This window comes from Mediterraneibacter catenae (assembly GCF_008691045.1).
In the GTDB taxonomy this organism is placed as follows: domain Bacteria; phylum Bacillota; class Clostridia; order Lachnospirales; family Lachnospiraceae; genus Mediterraneibacter; species Mediterraneibacter ornithocaccae.
The window spans coordinates 1-1,007 of record NZ_VMSO01000056.1 but is presented as its reverse complement, the minus strand read 5'-3'; the positions used below and the strand labels follow the sequence as shown (position 1 = coordinate 1,007).

Here is a 1,007-nt window from a genome sequence, read left to right as displayed (position 1 = left end):
TACGCAGATCAATACAAAGTTGAGCGGATCGAAGAAGCATGCCGGCAGATCCTTTTATTTACTGGAGATCCTTCCATCCGTGGAATCCAGGCCTTGCTGAAATCCCCGGTAAAGAAAGATGGGAAAACAGATCCATCATCCATCCAAAGGACGAATCACCGCCGGAGCCGTGGCTTTACCCGTGGCGCAGAACAGTTCCGGGAAGGAGGCGATGAAAAATGATCGACCTCTCAACCGTCAAAGAACTGCGTGCCCTGAGGCTTCCCGGTATGGCACGGGAATTGGAGTCACAATTGGAAGAACCCCAGCGTTATAAGGCGCTCTCCTTTGAAGACCGTCTGGCGCTTCTCGTAGACGCAGAAAACGTTTCACGCAGGAAGAACACCATCCAGCGCCGGATCCATGAGGGCAGGCTCAGTGAAAGCCAGGCATGTGTGGAAGCGATTGAGTACTATGAAGACCGTGAGCTGGATCAAGGGCTGATCACAAAGCTTGCGACTTGTGCGTATATCCGTGACAACCACCATGTAGTCCTGAAGGGAGCAACAGGTGCGGGAAAATCTTATATCGCAAACGCGCTTGGTGTCGCCGCATACAGGCAGCTCTATAAGGTCCGCTACGTCCGTATGCCTGATCTGCTGAATGAATACGCGGTTGCCAAAAGCCTGAATGCACAAAATAAGGTAAAAAAGGCCTATGCCAGGTTTGACCTGCTGATCATTGACGAATGGCTTCTCCGGCCTCTTCCTGAATCGGATGCCTATGATCTTCTGGAACTGATCGATGCCTGCAGCCGAAAAGGGGCGCTGATCCTCTGTACCCAGTATGACGTAGATGACTGGTATTATCGCATTGACTGTGACCGGGCCGAAGACGAAGGCAGTGCCGTCGCCGAAGGCATCCTGGACCGCATCATTAACAATAAGTACAGCATTGAGGTCAAGGGCCGCATCTCCATGAGAAAACGCCACGCATTTTCAGATGAAGGAAACGGGGTGAATGACAAT

1 protein-coding gene and 1 pseudogene are annotated in these 1,007 nt (G+C 51.7%); both read left to right on the top strand.

The genetic code is table 11. The annotated features are described in order from the left end of the window. A pseudogene (locus FNY66_RS15595) lies at window positions 1-222 on the top strand (IS21 family transposase); the annotation flags it as partial. Further along, window positions 219-1,007: ATP-binding protein (locus FNY66_RS15325; RefSeq protein ID WP_150311678.1), on the top strand; the 789-nt coding region annotated here is incomplete at its 3' end. The pseudogene FNY66_RS15595 and the gene FNY66_RS15325, both read left to right, overlap by 4 nt.